Here is a 15604-nt window from a genome sequence, read left to right as displayed (position 1 = left end):
TATGAGTATTAATCTGATCGAAATCCGTGACCTCAGCGTGGCCTTCAGTGGCCAGACCGTGGTGCGCAACCTGTGCCTGGACATCCGCCCCGGCGAATGCCTGGCACTGGTCGGCGAGTCGGGGTCGGGCAAGTCGGTGACCGCCCACTCGATCCTGCAACTGCTGCCCGAATGCGGTACCGAAACCACCGGCAGCATCCGTTATCGCGGCCAGGAACTGGTGGGCGCCGATGCAAAAAAACTGCGTCAATTGCGCGGCAACCGCATCGCCATGATCTTCCAGGAGCCGATGACCTCCCTGAACCCCTTGCACAGCATCGAAAAGCAGATCGGCGAAACCTTGCTGGTGCACAAAGGCATGGCGGGCAAAGCGGCGCAGGCGCGCATTCTTGAGCTGCTGCACCTGGTGGGTATCCAGAAACCCAAGGAGCGCCTCAAGGCCTATCCCCATCAACTGTCCGGCGGCCAGCGTCAACGGGTGATGATCGCCATGGCCCTGGCCTGCGAGCCGGAACTGCTGATCGCCGACGAACCCACTACCGCGCTGGACGTCACCGTGCAGCGCAAGATCCTGCTGCTGCTCAAATCCTTGCAACAGCGCCTCGGCATGTCGCTGTTGCTGATCAGCCACGACCTCAACCTGGTGCGCAGCATCGCCCAGCGCGTCTGCGTGATGAAGGCGGGTGAAATCGTCGAGCAGGCCAGCTGCGAAACCCTGTTTACCGAGCCGAAACACCCCTACAGCTGCGTGCTGCTGAACGCCGAGCCGGAGGGTGAAGCGCTGCCCCGCGAAGAGCGCGAGAACGTGCTCGAAGTGGACGATCTGCGGGTGCAATTTGCCGTGGGTGGCGGTGTGTTCCGGCGCAAGACCTATTTGAACGCCGTGGACGGCATCAGCCTGAATGTCCAGCGCGGCAAGACCCTGGGCATTGTCGGCGAGTCCGGCTCCGGCAAGTCCACGCTGGGCCAGGCGATCCTGCGCCTGCTCGACTCCGAGGGCGGCATTCGCTTCCAGGGCCAGGCGCTGGACGGCCTTACGCAAAAGCAATTGCGGCCGTGGCGCAAGAAAATGCAGGTGGTGTTCCAGGACCCGTTCGGCAGCCTCAGCCCACGGATGTCGGTGGCGCAGATCATCAGCGAAGGCCTGGAAGTGCATAGCCAGTTGAATGCCGAGCAGTGCAATGCCGAGGTGATTCGCGCGCTGCAGGAAGTCGGCCTCGACCCGCAAAGCCGCCATCGCTACCCCCACGAGTTCTCCGGGGGCCAGCGCCAGCGCATCGCCATCGCCCGGGCGCTGGTGCTGAAACCGGCGCTGATTCTGCTGGACGAACCCACCTCCGCACTGGACCGCACCGTGCAAAAACAAGTGGTCGCCCTGCTCCGCCAGCTTCAGGAAAAACATGGCCTGACCTATCTGTTCATCAGCCACGACCTGGCCGTGGTCCGCGCCCTGGCCCACGACATGATCGTGGTCAAGGACGGCAAGGTGGTGGAAAGCGGCGCCAGTCACCAGGTGTTCGATGCACCGCAGCATCCGTACACCAAGGAGCTGTTGGCGGCGGCGCATTTGCAGCAGGCATAATCGATGTCATGCAGTCAGACCGTGTCGCGGCCTTTGCGAACAAGCCCGCTCCCACTTATTAACGGTGGGAGCGGGCTTGCTCGCGAAGAGGCCAGCAAAGGCACTACATCACCAGGATCCGCATACATGAACACCACCGAAAGCCTCAAGGACTACCAGCGTGTGCGCCTGCTGGCGATCCGCTCCCTGTTCGAGATCATCGAGCAGTCGAGTGAGGGCACGGTGATCGTCGACCGCGATGCCAACATCGTCTGGATGAACGAGCGCTACGCCCGCCGTTTCGGCCTGCAATCGGCCGAGGTCGCCATCGGCAAGGCCTGTGAAAGCGTGATCCCCGGCAGCCTGTTGCGCGAAGTGGTGCGCACCGGCCGGCCGATCTTGCTCGATATGCAGGACACCCCCAAGGAACCGCTGGTGGTCATGCGCCTGCCGATCCATGACGACGCGGGCGAAGTGATCGGCGCCATCGGCTTTGCGCTGTTCGACGAATTGCGCAGCCTGTCGCCGATGCTCAAGCGCTACATGAGCATGCAGGAAGAGCTGGCGTCCACCCGCTCGCTGCTGCGCGCGCGGCAGACCAAATACAACTTCGCCCACTTCATCGGCACCAGCGCCGCCAGCCTGGAAGTCAAGCGCCGTGCCCGGCGCAGTGCCAGTACCGACTCGCCGGTGTTGCTGCTCGGCGAAACCGGCACGGGCAAGGAATTGCTGGCGCAGGCGGTGCACAACGCGTCGCCCCGTGCGCACAAGGCGTTTGTCAGCATCAACAGCGCGGCGATTCCCGAATCGCTGCTGGAAGCCGAATTCTTCGGCACCGCCCCCGGCGCCTTTACCGGCGCCGACCGCAAGGGCCGCGCCGGCAAATTGCAGATCGCCCAAGGCGGAACGCTGTTCCTCGATGAAATCGGCGACATGCCCCTGACGCTGCAAAGCAAACTGCTGCGGGTGTTGCAGGAAAAGGAATTCGAACCGGTGGGCTCCAACGAGGTGATCCAGAGCGACGTGCGCGTCATCGCCGCAACCTCCACGGACCTGGAAGCGGCGATCAAGCGCGGCGAGTTTCGCGCCGACCTGTATTACCGCCTCAACGTCCTGCCGATCCACGTCCCGCCGCTGCGCGATCGTCTCGACGACCTGCCGGCCCTCAGTGAAGCGATCCTTGAAGAACTGCGTAGCCAGCATGAACTCAACAGCGAAGCACTGGCTCTGCTGGGCGAACATGCCTGGCCGGGGAACATTCGCGAACTGCGTAACGTACTGGAGCGGGCGGCGTTGCTCAGTGATGACTTACGCCTGTCGGCGGCGGACATCCGGGCTGCAATCGGGACCTTTACCCCGGTTGAGCGGGCGGCTGCGTTGCCGGTCCAGCCACTGGAACATGAGACGTTCAGTGCGGCACGGGAACGGTTTGACCGGCAACTGATCGAAACCGCCCTGGCGCAATGCGGGGGCAAGGTGATTGAAGCGGCGGCGCGACTGGGGCTGGGGCGGTCGACGTTGTACAAGAAGATGGTGGCATTGGGGATAGTAGAGTCTCAATAAAGAGACAATGATCTCTATTGGTAGATATGGCCTCTTCGCGAGCAAGCCCGCTCCCACAATGACCGCATTTGTCTGGACATCCCATGAACCTGTGGGAGCGGGCTTGCCCGCGAAAGGGCCAGTCCTGACATCATATGTCTCCAAACAGAGATAAAATCTATAAATCACACTCATCGAAAGCGACTATTTCCTTATATTTCAATGATTTATCGATCTGGCACGAAACTCGCTAAAGACTTTTCCTACAAAGATTCACCCTTACAAAAATAACAATCCCAGGAGACACACCATGAGTGTGATCATTGCCTTGGCAGCCCTCGCGCTGCTGATGCTGGCTGCCTACCGTGGCTATAGCGTTATCCTTTTTGCTCCCATTGCCGCCCTCGGCGCCGTCCTGCTGACTGACCCTTCCGCCGTCGCGCCCGCCTTCACCGGCGTGTTCATGGAAAAAATGGTCGGGTTCATCAAACTCTACTTCCCGGTGTTCCTGCTCGGCGCCGTGTTCGGCAAGCTGATCGAGCTGTCGGGCTTCTCGCGCTCCATCGTCGCCGCCGCCATTCGCTTGCTCGGCACGAGCCAGGCCATGCTGGTGATCGTGCTGGTCTGCGCCCTCCTCACCTACGGCGGCGTGTCGCTGTTCGTGGTGGTGTTCGCGGTCTATCCGTTTGCCGCCGAGATGTTCCGCCAGAGCAACATTCCCAAGCGCCTGATCCCGGCGACCATCGCCCTTGGCGCGTTCTCGTTCACCATGGACGCCCTGCCCGGCACCCCGCAGATCCAGAACATCATCCCCAGCACCTTCTTCAACACCACGGCCTGGGCAGCGCCCTGGCTGGGTGTGATCGGTGCGATCTTCGTCGTCTGCGCCGGCATGCTGTTTCTCCAGCGTCAGCGCAACAAAGCCCAGCGAGCGGGTGAAGGCTACGGCACAGACCTGCGCAACGAGCCGGAAACCGCTGCCGACATCAAGCTGCCCAACCCGTGGATCGCCCTGTCGCCGTTGCTGGCCGTGGGCATCATGAACTTGCTGTTCACCCAGTGGATTCCGCAGTGGTACGGCAAGACCCATAGCCTGGCACTGCCGGGGATGGCCACGCCGGTCACCACCGACATCGCCAAACTCACCGCGATCTGGGCGGTACAGGCAGCGCTGCTGGTAGGCATCATCATGGTGCTCGCGTTTGGCTTCCAGGCGATCCGCAGCAAACTGGCCGAAGGCAGTAAAAGCGCGGTCAGCGGTGCGTTGCTGGCGGCGATGAATACCGCCTCGGAATACGGCTTTGGCGCGGTCATCGCGTCCCTGCCAGGCTTCCTGGTGCTGGCCGACTGGCTCAAGAGCATTCCCAACCCACTGGTCAATGAAGCGATCACCGTAACCTTGCTGGCCGGTATCACCGGTTCCGCCTCGGGTGGCATGAGCATCGCACTGGCCGCCATGTCCGAGCAGTTCATCGCCGCCGCCCACGCCGCCAACATCCCGCTGGAAGTGCTGCACCGGGTGGCCGCGATGGCCAGTGGCGGCATGGACACCCTGCCGCACAACGGCGCGGTGATTACCTTGCTGGCGGTCACCGGCCTGACCCACCGCGAGGCCTACAAAGACATTTTCTGTATTACGCTGATCAAGACCCTGGCGGTTTTCGTGGTGATCGGCACCTTCTACGCCACTGGCATTGTGTGAGGTATTCATGACGACTCTTTCGGGCAAGACCGCACTGGTCACCGGTTCCACCAGCGGCATCGGCCTGGGGATTGCACTGAGCCTGGCCAAGGCCGGCGCCAATCTGATCCTCAACGGTTTCGGCGATGCGTCCAGGGTGATCGCCGAGGTCGAGCAATTCGGTGGCAAGGTTGGCCATCACCCCGCCGACGTCAGCGACCCGGCGCAGATCGCCGACATGATCGCCTACGCCGAACGCGAGTTTGGCGGTGTCGACATTCTGGTCAACAACGCTGGCATCCAGCACGTGGCGCCGGTGGACGAGTTCCCGGTGGAGCGCTGGGATTCGATCATTGCCATCAACCTCTCGTCGGTGTTTCACAGCACCCGCCTGAGCCTGCCGGGCATGCGCGCCAAGGGCTGGGGCCGGGTGATCAACATCGCTTCGGTGCATGGCCTGGTCGGTTCGACGGGCAAGGCCGCCTACGTGGCGGCCAAACATGGCGTGATCGGCTTGACCAAGGTCGTCGCCCTGGAAACCGCCACCAGCAACGTCACCTGCAACGCGATTTGCCCGGGCTGGGTGCTGACGCCGCTGGTGCAGAAGCAAATCGATGATCGTGCCGCGACCGGGATCGATCCGCAGCAGGCGCAGCATGACCTGCTGGCTGAGAAACAGCCGTCGCTGGAATTCGTGACCCCGCCGCAACTGGGCGAGCTGGTGCTGTTCCTGTGCAGCGAAGCCGGCAGCCAGGTGCGGGGCGCGGCGTGGAATATTGATGGTGGGTGGTTGGCGCAATAAACGCCGACGCACTCTGTGGGAGCGGGCTTGCTCGCGAAAGCGGTGTGTCAGTTGACATTATTTCAACTGACACACCGCTTTCGCGAGCAAGCCCGCTCCCACAGGTGATGTGTCTACCGCCGCTTGTGCATGAACAATAAAAGAAGAGGCAAATCATGTCCGAAGTATTGTGGCAACCCGGTGCCGAGCGCATCGCCAAGACCCGCATGGAGGCCTTTCGGCGCTTCCTCGTTGCACGACATCACGTGCACCTCGATGACTACCCGGCCCTGCACCAATGGTCCATCGACCAGCGCCAGGACTTCTGGCAGGCGATTGTCGACTTCTTCGATATCCGTTTCCATCAGCAACCCGACGCGGTGCTGCTGGAAGGCGCGCAGATGCCCAGCGCCCAGTGGTTCCCCGGCGCGACCCTGAATTTTGCCGAGCACCTGCTGCGCCGGCGCGACGATGCAGTCGCGGTGGTGGCCGTGGCGGAAAACGGTCAGCGCGAGCACCTGACCTGGGCCGAACTGGCCGAGCATGTCGCCGGGTTCCAGGGCGGCCTGATGGCGGCGGGCGTCGGCCTCGGCGACCGGGTCGCCGCGTGCATGCCCAACACCTGGCAAACCCTGGTCGCCATGCTCGCCACCACCAGCCTGGGGGCGATCTGGTCGTGTTCGTCACCGGATTTCGGCACCCAGGGAGTGATCGACCGGTTCGGCCAGATCGAACCGAAAGTGCTAGTGACGTGCGCCGGCTACCGCTACGCCGGCAAGGAGATCGACCAGAGCGTCAAGCTCAACGAAATCCTCGAACGCCTGCCGTCCTTGCAGCAATTGGTCATCGTGCCTTACGCGCGGCCCGATGCCCGCATCGAAGACTTCCATACCCCGGCCAACGTCACGCTCTGGGACGACTTCTACTTTCCCGGCGGCGAACCGGATTTCGTCGCCGTCCCGTTCAACCATCCGCTCTACATCCTCTACTCCAGCGGCACCACCGGCGTGCCCAAATGCATCGTCCACAGCACGGGCGGCGTACTGCTGCAGCACGTCAAGGAACATGGCCTGCATTGCGACCTGGGCCCCGGCGAGCGCCTGTTCTACTACACCACCTGCGGCTGGATGATGTGGAACTGGCTGGTCTCGGCCCTGGCAGTGGGCAGTTCCGTGGTGCTGTACGACGGCTCGCCGTTCCAGCCCGCCTCCGAACGCCTGATGGACCTGATCGACGACGAGCGCATCAGCGTCTTCGGCACCAGCCCCAAGTACCTCGCCACCCTGGAAAGCAGCGGCGTCAAACCCAGGGAAAGCCACGACCTGGGCAGCCTGAAAACCCTGCTCTGCACCGGCTCTGCGCTGTCGCCCCAGAGCTACGACTACGTCTACCGCGACCTCAAGACGGACGTGTGCCTGGCCTCGATGTCGGGCGGTACCGATATCGTCTCGTGCTTCGCCAACGGCAATCCCTTGCAAGCGGTGCGTCGGGGCGAGATGCAGGGCAAGAGCCTGGGCATGGCCGTCGAGGTGTGGAATGACGCCGGTCAGCCGGTGGTGGGCGAAAAAGGTGAGTTGGTGTGTACCCGCCACTTCCCGGCGATGCCGGTCGGCCTGTGGCACGATCCCGACGGCGAAAAACTGCGGGCCTCGTATTTCAGCCAGTTTCCCGGGGTCTGGGCCCAGGGTGATTACGCCGAACAATTGCCCCATGGCGCGATGATGATCCACGGGCGCTCCGACGCCGTGCTCAACCCCGGCGGCGTGCGCATCGGCACGGCGGAAATCTACCGGCAGGTGGAAAAGGTGCCGCAGGTGCTCGACAGCGTCGCCATCGGCCAGCAATGGCAGGACGATGTGCGCGTGGTGCTGTTCGTGCGTTTGCTGGAGGGGGTGGAACTGGATGAAGCCTTGCAGCAGCAGATTCGCCAGGTCATCCGCGCCAATACCACGCCGCGCCATGTGCCGGCGAAGATTGTCGCGGTGACGGATATCCCCCGGACCATCAGCGGGAAAATCGTCGAACTGGCGGTGCGCAATGTGGTGCATGGGCAGAAGGTCAAGAACACCGACGCACTGGCCAATCCCGAGGCGCTGGAGCAGTTCCGCGACCGTCTTGAACTCCTGACTTGAAATGCGCCCCTTGTAGGAGCTGCCGCAGGCTGCGATCTTGTGATTTTGAAGATCAAAAGATCGCAGCCTGCGGCAGCTCCTACAGGGATAGGTGTCAGTCCATCAGGCCCCAATCGCCCGGCGCGACTTCGCTGTGAAGTTTGAGCCGCAGCCGCAAGTTATTCACCGAATCCGCATGTTTTAGCGCCTCTTCCACTTCGATCACCCCCTCCACCACCAACGCGAACAATGCCCCGTCAAACGTCTGCATCCCCTGCGCCCCTGATTTCTCCATCACGCCCTTGAGCTCGGAAAACTGGTTGAGCCGAATCAGGTCGGCAATGGTCGGCGTCCCCAGCATCACCTCCACGGCCACCCGCCGTTGCCCATCGCGGGTACGCACCAGGCGTTGGGACACACAGGCCTTGAGGTTGTTGCAAAGGTCGTTGAGCAGTTGCGCCCGGCGCTCTTGCGGGAAGAAGTTGATCACGCGGTCCAGCGCCTGATGGGCGTTATGCGCGTGCAGGGTGGAGAGCACCAGATGCCCGGTGTCGGCGAATGCCAGCGCGTGCTCCATGGTTTCGCGGTCGCGGATTTCGCCGATCAGCACCACGTCCGGCGCCTGGCGCAGGGTGTTGTGCAAGGCCGCATGGAAACTGCGGGTGTCGACGCCGACTTCACGCTGGTTGATGATCGATTGCTGGTGCCGGTGGATGTACTCGATTGGGTCTTCGATGGTGACGATATGCCCCCGGCTGTGGCGATTGCGGTAGTCGATCAAGGCCGCCAGCGAGGTAGACTTGCCCGAGTCGGTGGCGCCGACAAACAGCATCAGGCCTTGCTTGAGCATCACCGTTTCCAGCAGCACCGAGGGCAACTTGAGGTCTTCGAAGCGCGGGATGTCGAGCTTGACGTTGCGCACGACCATCGACACGTCGTTGCGCTGTTTGAAAATATTCACCCGAAAGCGGCCGGTGCCCGCCAGGGAGATCGCCAGGTTCATCTCCAGCTCGCGATCGAACTCCAGGCGCTGTTCGGCGTCCATGATGGACGCGGCAATGGCCGCAATCTCCCCCGGCTTGAACGATTGCTCGGCCAGGGGCGTGAGGACACCGTCGAACCGCGCGCTCGGCGGTGCACCGGTGGACAGATAAAGGTCGGAGCCATCCTGGCTGGCCAGGCGTTTCAACAACGCATCGATTTCCATGGCAAAAAGCACCCGCGAGGCATTCAATTGACAGAAACGACCCGGACCGGGCCAACGCATTGATCGCTCAGCAAGCATAGTAGACAGCGTCACACCGACTTCAATGGCAGGACACCTTGATGAACGCATCACCCACCGGCAGCGATGCCCAGGCCTTGATTGCCCGACTGGACTGGGCGAGCAGTCCCTTGGGCGAGGCCAGTACCTGGCCGCAGAGCCTGCGCACCGCCGTGGACATCGTGATCCACTCGCCAATGCCGATGCTGTTGCTCTGGGGGCCGCAGCTGACACAGATCTACAACGACGGCTTCGCCCTGCTGGCCGGAAGCAAGCATCCGCACGCTTTCGGACAACCGACACACCAGACATGGCCAGAACTCCAGGACTTTACCGACCCGATCTACAGCGCCGTCCTACAAGGCCAGGTCCGCAGCTACAGCGAACAACGCTTCACCCTGCAGCGTGACGGCAAGGATACGGACTTCTGGCTCGACCTGACCTACAGCCCGATCCGCGATGAAAGCGCCGAGGTCGCCGGGATCCTGGTCACCGCCATCGAAACCAACGAACGCCGGCGCATCGCCCTGGAACTGGAACAGCGCTCGGCCGCCAGCCTCAAGGCGCAACAGGACACCGAGGAGCGCCTGCAACTGGCCCTCGCCGCCACCGACGCAGTGGGCACCTGGGACTGGGACATCGGTGAAGACCGTTTCATCGCCGACGCGCATTTCGCCCAATTGCATGGCGTCGACCCGGCCCTGTCGGGCCAATTGCCAATCAGCGAATACCTGCACGCTGTCCACCCCGAAGACCGCGCCCTGATTGCCCGCAGCATCAAGCAGTGCATCACCCAGGGCAGCGAATACGCCGAGGAATATCGCCTGCTGCAAGCCGACGGCCAGCTGCGCTGGGTGTTTGCCCGCGGGCGCTGCTACAAGGACCATCATGGCCGGCCAATCCGCTTCCTCGGTGCCGCCCTGGACCTGACCGAGCGCAAGAATACCGAGCAGGCCCTGCGCCAGAGCCAGACCGAATTGCAGCTGATCATCAATGCCATGCCGATCCTGATCAGCTACGTCGACCGCGAAGAGCGCTTTCGCCTGAACAATTCCGCCTACCTGGACTGGTACGGCCTGACGCCCCAGGAACTCTACGGCAAGACCGTGCGCGAAGTGCTGGGCGACGCGGCCTACGCCCTGCGTGCCGAGCACATCGCCCAGGCGCTGACGGGCAAGACCTGCTGCTTCAGCATCAACACGCCGCACCGTGACGGCAGCATCCGCCATGCGCTGATGAACTATTTGCCGCGCCACGGCGCCGACGGCGCGGTGAACGGTTTCTATATCTTCGTGATTGACGAAACCGAACGCAAAAAGACCGAAGAAGCCTTGCGCAACCTCAACGAAACCCTCGAAGAACGGGTCGCCGCCCGCACCCAGCAATTGGCCGAGACCAATCAGCGCCTGCAAAACGAGATGTTCGAACGCGAGCGCGCCGAAGACGCCCTGCGCCATGCGCAGAAAATGGAAGCGGTCGGCCAGCTCACCGGCGGTATCGCCCATGACTTCAACAACATGCTGACCGGGATCATCGGCAGCCTCGACCTGATGCAACGCTACATTGCCGACGGGCGCATCACGGAAATCGCCCGGTTCACCGAAGCGGCGGTATCCTCGGCCAACCGTGCCGCGGCCCTGACCCATCGCTTGCTGGCGTTCTCCCGGCGTCAGTCGCTGGATCGCCGGCCGCTCAATGCCAACGACCTGATCCATTCCCTGGAAGACCTGTTCAGCCGCACCAAGGGCGACCACATCGAGCTCAAGCTGCAACTGGCGGACAACATCTGGTCAGTCAGCACCGATGTCAGCCAACTGGAAAACGCCCTGCTCAACCTGGTGATCAACGCCCGCGATGCCATGCCCGATGGCGGCGAGTTGCGCATCGAAACCGCCAACGTGTACCTCGACAGCAGTGACATCAACATCCTGGAACCGGTCAAGGCCGGCGACTACCTGATGATCGCCGTCAGCGACAACGGCACCGGCATGACGCCCAAGGTCCTGGCCAAGGCGTTCGATCCGTTCTTCACCACCAAGCCCATCGGCCAGGGTACGGGGCTGGGATTGTCGATGATTTACGGTTTTGCCCAGCAATCGGGGGGTCACGTCAGCCTGTTCAGCCTGCCTGGCCAGGGCACCAGTGTGCGCCTGTACCTGCCGCGCCTTCATGCCATGGAAGAGGAAAACGTGCTGTCGCCGGTCATCAGCGAGGCACCGCCGGCGATTGCCGGGGAAACCGTGGTGCTGGTGGAGGACGACCCGGCGGTGCGCATGCTGGTGCTGAACCTGCTCAAGGAGCTGGGCTACCAGGCCCACGAAGCCGAGGATGCAAGAACGGCCCTGCCCTTGCTGGAATCCGGCCTGAGGATCGACCTGCTGGTCACCGATGTCGGCCTGCCGGGGATGAATGGCCGTCAACTGGCAGAGATCGCCCGCCAGCACCGCCCGCAGCTCAAAGTGCTGTTCATGACCGGTTATGCGCAAATGGCCGCTGAACGCCAGGGTTTCCTTGAAGAAGGCATGGACATGGTGGCCAAGCCGTTTTCCATGGACCTGTTGGCCAACAAGATTCGTACGATGATCGGCCAACCCGAGTGAGTTAGGGCATAATCGCGCGCCCCGTACCTGCCACCCCCGTTACAAGGTAGCCCGATGAAAGCTCAAGCCCGCCACATACTGGTGAAAACCTCGGAAGAAGCCGAGCAACTCAAGCAACGCATCGCCAAAGGCGAAGCCTTTGATGTGCTGGCCAAGAAGTACTCCACCTGCCCGTCCGGCAAGCGCGGCGGCGACCTGGGTGAAGTGCGGCCGGGGCAGATGGTCGGGGTGATCGATGCGGTGATCTTCAAGAAACCGCTGCGGGTGGTGCATGGGCCGATCAAGAGCAAGTTCGGCTATCACCTGGTGCAGGTGTTTTTCCGCGATTGAGGTTTTTGTCTTGAGGGCCCTTTCGCGAGCAAGCCCGCTCCCACAATTGGCCGCATTCCATTGTGGGAGCGGGCTTGCCCGCGAACCGATGGCGCAGCCAGCGGCCATCCAGCACTTACCTGGGAATCAACGCCCCCGGCACCTGAATCACCCGACTCGCCAACCGATGCCCGGCTTCAGCCGCCTCCACCGGGCTCCCGCCCTTGAGCCGGCTGGCCAGATACGCCGCGCTGAACGAATCCCCCGCCGCCGTGGTGTCCACCACGTGCTCGACCTTCTGCGCCGGCACTTCAAATGACTCCCCCTCACAACGAATCAGGCAAGCCTCGGCGCCACGCTTGAGCACCACTTCCGGCGTGCCGATCTGTTCATAGGCGGCAAACACCGCCGCGCAATCGGCGAAATGGAACAGCGCCTGTTCGTCGTCGACGGTCAGCAGCGCCAGGTCGACATAGGGCAGCACGCTGCGATAAGCCGCCCGCGCCTCCTCCACCGAAGCCCACAGGCGTGGCCGGTAGTTGTTGTCGAAGACGATCCTGGCATCGCGCTGCCGGGCCTCGATCAGGGTTTCCAGCAGTTTTTCCCGCCCCTGCACGCCCAGCACCGCCAGGGTGATACCGCTGAAATACAGCACGTCGTAGTCCGGCAACGCCGCCAGGATCGGTGCAGCCGCCGGGGTGGTGAAGCAATCACGCACCGCCGCCTCATTGCGCCAGTAGAGGAAACGCCGCTCGCCAGCAGCATCGGTCTGGATGCAGTACAGCCCCGGCAAGCGACCGGGCAGGCGCTGGACCAGGTCCAGACCGATGTTTTCAGCGGCCCAGCCCTGGCACATGGCATCGCTGAAACTGTCATCGCCCAGGGCGGTGACATAATCCACGGCGCCGGCCGCGCCCAGTTCACGGGAGAGGTAGACCGCGGTGTTCAAGGTGTCGCCGCCGAAGCTCTGTTGCAGGCTGCCATCGGCGCGATGCTGCAACTCGATCATGCATTCGCCGATCAGGGCGATGCGGGGGGCGTTGGGGCCCAGGGTGTTGATGGTGTTCATTGTTGTGGCGTCTCTGGTGTTGCGATGTTGTCTGCAAGGACGCCTTCGCGAGCAAGCCCGCTCCCACATTGGAATGCGATCAAATGTGGGAGCGGGTTTGCTCGCGAAGGCCGCGCCTCGGTCTTGAACCTTAGAAACAGGTTTCCATGTTCTCGATGACGTTCAGTTGCTCATCCACCAGGCACCCCGTGCGCCATTTGTCGAACGTCAGGCACGGGTGCGAAGTGCCGAACGAAATGATGTCACCCACCCGCAATTCCACCCCCGGCGCCACGGTCATGAACGCATGCTGATCCATCACCGCCGTCACTTTGCAGGCGCCGACATCGTCGCCCTTGGCCGGCACCACACCCGCCTTGTAACGCAGCAACGGCACCGGCAAACCGGCGTCGTAGGCGACGTCGCGCTTGCCCAGGGCAATCACCGCGAAACCCGGCTCAGGCAGCGACTGCACATGGGCCCAGACTTCCAGAGCCGGACGCAACCCTTCGTGCAAATCGCTGCGACGATCCAGCACGCAGCATTGCGCTTCCTTGTAGATGCCATGGTCGTGGGCCACGTAGCTGCCGGGACGCAACACGCTGAGGAAACGCCCGGCCGCGTTCTGCGCCTCGAATTCCTCGGCGATCAAGTCATACCAGGCCGAGCCCGACGCGGTGATGATCGGCTTGGCGATGGCGAACGCGCCACTGTCCTGCAACTGCACGGCCAGGCGAACCAGTGAACCGGCAAATGCGCGAATGCCGCTGACAGCGTGATCGCCGTGGATCACCCCTTCGTAGCCTTCGATGCCGGTCAGCGCCAGGGCCGGTTGCGCGGCGATCGCCTTGGCCAGGTCGAGGACTTCCTGTTCACTGCGGCAACCGCAGCGACCGCCCGCCACGCCGTACTCGATCATCACGTTCAAGCGCACACCACGGCTTGCGAAATACGCGCCCAGATCCGCCACGTTGTCCGGGTGATCGACCATGCAATAGAAGTCGAAGGTCGCGTCCGCCAGCAGGTCGGCGATCAACGCCATGTTCGGCGTGCCGACCAGTTGGTTGGCCATCAGCACCCGGCGCACGCCATGGGCGTAGGCCGCGCGGGTTTGCGTGGCGCTGGCCAGGGTAATGCCCCAGGCGCCGGCGTCGAGCTGACGGCGAAACAATGCCGGGGTCATGCTGGTCTTGCCATGGGGCGCCAGTTCCGCGCCGCTGTTGCTGACAAACGCCTGCATCCAGCGAATGTTGTGTTCCAGCGGCTCGCGATGCAGCACCAGTGCTGGCAGGCTGACGTCGCGGACCAGGTTGGCGCCGGTCTGGGCAAAGCCCTTTTCCACGGCGGCAGTATGGGGGGCAGAAGACATGGTTGAACTCCTCACATTCGCGGCTGCCAGCAGCCGCTGTTATTCGTTGATGCGACGGGCCAGGCTGTTGGCGCTGTCGATCAGCACCCGGCGATAGTCGTTGTAATGGGTCTTGGCGTCAGCGCGCGGCGCGACGATGCACAAGGTACAAATGGCCACGCCGTTCGGGTCTTTGACCGGGGCGGCGAAGCAATGGGTAAAGGTGTCGGCCACGCTGTCGAAGGAGAAAAAGCCGTCGAGGCCGGCCTGGCGGATTTCCTTGAGGAACTGCTCCAGGGGCAGGCGTTCGCCGCTGGGCAGGATGAAATCGTCGTGGTCGATCAGGTCGATGATGGCCTGGTCGCTCAGGTGCGCCAGCAGCAGGCGCCCGGACGCGGTCCAGGGGATCGGCGCGTTCTCGCCGATGTCCGAGGAAATGCGGAAATGCCGCTCGCCTTCCTTCATCAGCGCCACGGTGTATTTGCGCCCGTTGAGCAGGCACATCTGCGCGGTTTCGTGGGTCTGGCTGACGATTTCCTGCAAGGCCAGATCGGCCTCGCGGGTCAGGTCGAAATGGCGCAAGTGCGCCTGGCCAAGGAAGTACAGCTGGCGACCGAGGTACACGTGGCCATCCTTGCCGACCGGCTCCAGGATCCGTCGTTCCAGCAGCGAGGCAACCAGTTCGTAGACCGTGGATTTGGGGCTGCCGATGCCGCTGGCGATTTCATTCGGGCGCAGGGGCTGGCCGATCTCCTTGAGGAAATCGAGGATATCGAACGCCCGGTCCAGACCGCGTGCCCGGCGCTTGATGGTGTCTTCGGTCATGTCAGTGTGCTCATTTCGTTTACCTGTAGGAGCTGCCGCAGGCTGCGATCTTTAGATCTTGCCTTTGCGGTGCGTCCAAAAAACGGCAAAAGATCGCAGCCTTCGGCAGCGCCTACAAGAGCCGGCGAGGATCAGGCCTTTTTCTTGTAGGCGATGCAGTCGATCTCAACCTTGCAGTCGACCATCATGTTCGCCTGTACACAGGCCCGGGCCGGTGCGTGTTCGGGTTTGAAGTACTCGGCGAAGACCTTGTTGAAACTGGTGAAATCCCGCGGATCTTCCAGCCACACCCCGGCACGCACCACGTCTTCAAGGCCATAACCGGCCTCTTCGAGAATCGCGATCAGATTCTTCATGGTCTGGTGGGTCTGCTCGACGATGCCGCCCACAATGATCTCGCCATCCAGCGCCGGCACCTGGCCAGAAACGTGCAGCCAGCCATCGGCTTCCACGGCGCGGGCGAAAGGACGAGGCGTGCCGCCCGCGGCGCTGCTGCCGGTGCCGTAACGAGTGATGCTCATGAGTGTTTCTCCT

At 62.8% G+C, this 15604-nt stretch carries 12 protein-coding genes; 7 read left to right on the top strand and 5 right to left on the bottom strand.

What is annotated here, in order from left to right; all coding sequences use genetic code 11:
- Position 1 precedes the first annotated feature (1 nt).
- The 5 genes from F8N66_RS13050 (at position 2) to F8N66_RS13030 (ending at position 7697) form a co-directional block, all read left to right on the top strand.
- Complete coding sequence (locus tag F8N66_RS13050; protein ID WP_150770559.1) at positions 2-1582, top strand: ABC transporter ATP-binding protein; 1581 nt, start codon at positions 2-4, stop codon at positions 1580-1582.
- 126 nt (positions 1583-1708) lie between these two features.
- Positions 1709-3124, top strand: a complete 1416-nt coding sequence (locus F8N66_RS13045) for a sigma-54 interaction domain-containing protein (protein ID WP_150770558.1) — start codon at positions 1709-1711, stop codon at positions 3122-3124.
- A gap of 289 nt (positions 3125-3413) precedes the next feature.
- Positions 3414-4805 (top strand): GntP family permease, encoded by a 1392-nt coding sequence (locus F8N66_RS13040; protein WP_150770557.1) that lies wholly within the window; start codon positions 3414-3416, stop codon positions 4803-4805.
- Between the two features lie 7 nt (positions 4806-4812).
- Entirely contained in the window at positions 4813-5586 is a 774-nt protein-coding gene (hbdH, locus tag F8N66_RS13035) for a 3-hydroxybutyrate dehydrogenase (RefSeq protein ID WP_150770556.1), read from the top strand.
- 155 nt (positions 5587-5741) lie between these two features.
- On the top strand, positions 5742-7697 hold the full coding sequence (locus F8N66_RS13030) for an acetoacetate--CoA ligase (protein WP_150770555.1): 1956 nt from the start codon (positions 5742-5744) through the stop codon (positions 7695-7697).
- A 94-nt stretch (positions 7698-7791) separates the two neighbouring features.
- On the opposite strand, the gene F8N66_RS13025 is transcribed toward F8N66_RS13030, so the two are convergent.
- Positions 7792-8883 carry a PilT/PilU family type 4a pilus ATPase gene (locus F8N66_RS13025; RefSeq protein WP_150770918.1) on the bottom strand — a complete coding sequence of 364 codons (1092 nt, stop codon included), beginning with the start codon at positions 8881-8883 and terminating at the stop codon, positions 7792-7794.
- A 119-nt stretch (positions 8884-9002) separates the two neighbouring features.
- Here F8N66_RS13025 and F8N66_RS13020 point away from each other — a divergent pair, with 119 nt between their 5' ends.
- Positions 9003-11540 (top strand): PAS domain-containing protein, encoded by a 2538-nt coding sequence (locus F8N66_RS13020; RefSeq protein WP_150770554.1) that lies wholly within the window; start codon positions 9003-9005, stop codon positions 11538-11540.
- A gap of 54 nt (positions 11541-11594) precedes the next feature.
- Positions 11595-11870 (top strand): peptidylprolyl isomerase, encoded by a 276-nt coding sequence (locus F8N66_RS13015; protein WP_008066899.1) that lies wholly within the window; start codon positions 11595-11597, stop codon positions 11868-11870.
- A gap of 115 nt (positions 11871-11985) precedes the next feature.
- On the opposite strand, the gene F8N66_RS13010 is transcribed toward F8N66_RS13015, so the two are convergent.
- The 4 genes from F8N66_RS13010 to F8N66_RS12995 form a co-directional block, all read right to left on the bottom strand.
- Positions 11986-12918, bottom strand: coding sequence for a sugar kinase (locus tag F8N66_RS13010; protein ID WP_150770553.1), 933 nt, complete (start codon positions 12916-12918; stop codon positions 11986-11988).
- A gap of 130 nt (positions 12919-13048) precedes the next feature.
- A complete protein-coding gene (locus F8N66_RS13005; RefSeq protein ID WP_150770552.1) occupies positions 13049-14266 on the bottom strand; it encodes an amino acid deaminase in 1218 nt (405 codons plus the stop codon).
- Positions 14267-14305: 39 nt separating this feature from the next.
- Positions 14306-15070 (bottom strand): IclR family transcriptional regulator, encoded by a 765-nt coding sequence (locus F8N66_RS13000; RefSeq protein WP_150770551.1) that lies wholly within the window; start codon positions 15068-15070, stop codon positions 14306-14308.
- A 131-nt stretch (positions 15071-15201) separates the two neighbouring features.
- Positions 15202-15591: a RidA family protein gene (locus tag F8N66_RS12995; protein ID WP_150770550.1), complete on the bottom strand. Its 390-nt coding sequence runs from the start codon at positions 15589-15591 to the stop codon at positions 15202-15204.
- Positions 15592-15604 lie beyond the last annotated feature (13 nt).

Origin of the sequence: Pseudomonas fluorescens (assembly GCF_902498195.1) — a bacterium.
Lineage (GTDB): Bacteria > Pseudomonadota > Gammaproteobacteria > Pseudomonadales > Pseudomonadaceae > Aquipseudomonas > Aquipseudomonas fluorescens_BU.
The sequence above is the reverse complement of the archived record's forward strand: the minus strand, read 5'-3'. Positions and strand labels throughout refer to the sequence as shown.

Coding starts and splice junctions, on each gene's coding strand:
- F8N66_RS13050 (WP_150770559.1), top strand. CDS start 2: ATGAGTATTAATCTGATCGAAATCCGTGACCTCAGCGTGGCCTTCAGT.
- F8N66_RS13045 (WP_150770558.1), top strand. CDS start 1,709: ATGAACACCACCGAAAGCCTCAAGGACTACCAGCGTGTGCGCCTGCTG.
- F8N66_RS13040 (WP_150770557.1), top strand. CDS start 3,414: ATGAGTGTGATCATTGCCTTGGCAGCCCTCGCGCTGCTGATGCTGGCT.
- hbdH (WP_150770556.1), top strand. CDS start 4,813: ATGACGACTCTTTCGGGCAAGACCGCACTGGTCACCGGTTCCACCAGC.
- F8N66_RS13030 (WP_150770555.1), top strand. CDS start 5,742: ATGTCCGAAGTATTGTGGCAACCCGGTGCCGAGCGCATCGCCAAGACC.
- F8N66_RS13025 (WP_150770918.1), bottom strand. CDS start 8,883: ATGGAAATCGATGCGTTGTTGAAACGCCTGGCCAGCCAGGATGGCTCC.
- F8N66_RS13020 (WP_150770554.1), top strand. CDS start 9,003: ATGAACGCATCACCCACCGGCAGCGATGCCCAGGCCTTGATTGCCCGA.
- F8N66_RS13015 (WP_008066899.1), top strand. CDS start 11,595: ATGAAAGCTCAAGCCCGCCACATACTGGTGAAAACCTCGGAAGAAGCC.
- F8N66_RS13010 (WP_150770553.1), bottom strand. CDS start 12,918: ATGAACACCATCAACACCCTGGGCCCCAACGCCCCCCGCATCGCCCTG.
- F8N66_RS13005 (WP_150770552.1), bottom strand. CDS start 14,266: ATGTCTTCTGCCCCCCATACTGCCGCCGTGGAAAAGGGCTTTGCCCAG.
- F8N66_RS13000 (WP_150770551.1), bottom strand. CDS start 15,070: ATGACCGAAGACACCATCAAGCGCCGGGCACGCGGTCTGGACCGGGCG.
- F8N66_RS12995 (WP_150770550.1), bottom strand. CDS start 15,591: ATGAGCATCACTCGTTACGGCACCGGCAGCAGCGCCGCGGGCGGCACG.